Raw genomic sequence first — 689 nt, 5'->3', positions numbered from 1 at the left:
GCGGCAGATTCTTGTACGGGACAGGTGCTGTTGCTGGGACGGAAGAGGTGGCCCTTCGGGCCACTTGCCATCCACAGAAACGAGGGCCTTCGCTCACCGCGAAATGGCTTCTGACCTGCAGAAATAGATGGCCAGAAGGGGGGTAGGAGAGTAGAATCAGAGCGATCACAGCACACCTTCGAGGAGAGGGATGGCGATGAGTCTCGGGCGCGAGATCGACCCCTGGGGCACCAACCCCAGCGACCTGATCGACGCTGCCCTGACCGCCATCGAAAACGCCCTCCACGACCTGCTGGCTACCGATCCGGCCTACTGGCGCACCGAGCAGAAGAAGAACCTCCTCGAGCGACTGGAGAAGCTCCAAGCCCAACAGGCGGCGCTGAAACTGCGGGTGCTCGTTGCCGCTGGTGATATCGCCGAGGAGACTGGCGACAAGGACGCCTCGGGATGGATGCGGACCGAGCTGCTCGTCGACAAGGGTGCGGCGAGGTCGGAGCTCAAACTTGCGACCAAGGTTGCGAAGTACGACCTCGTCGCGGCCTGCCTGGCCGACGGGGTGGTGTCCTTGGACAAGGCGCGGGTGATCACGACGGCGCTCGACAAGATCCAGGCCGACCCGGTCGCCAGTACCGAGGACCTGGTCCTGGCCGAGAAGCTGCTGGTCGACTACGCCAGCCGGCTCACCGCCC

The 689-nt window shown here is 64.2% G+C and carries 1 protein-coding gene; it reads left to right on the top strand.

Annotated elements, in window-relative coordinates:
• Window positions 1-196 precede the first annotated feature (196 nt).
• A partial coding sequence (locus UG56_RS27375; RefSeq protein ID WP_143055237.1) for a DUF222 domain-containing protein occupies window positions 197-689 on the top strand: 493 nt, incomplete at its 3' end.

Source organism: Nocardioides luteus (assembly GCF_000960475.2).
Lineage (GTDB): Bacteria > Actinomycetota > Actinomycetes > Propionibacteriales > Nocardioidaceae > Nocardioides > Nocardioides luteus_A.
The sequence above is the reverse complement of the archived record's forward strand: the minus strand, read 5'-3'. Positions and strand labels throughout refer to the sequence as shown.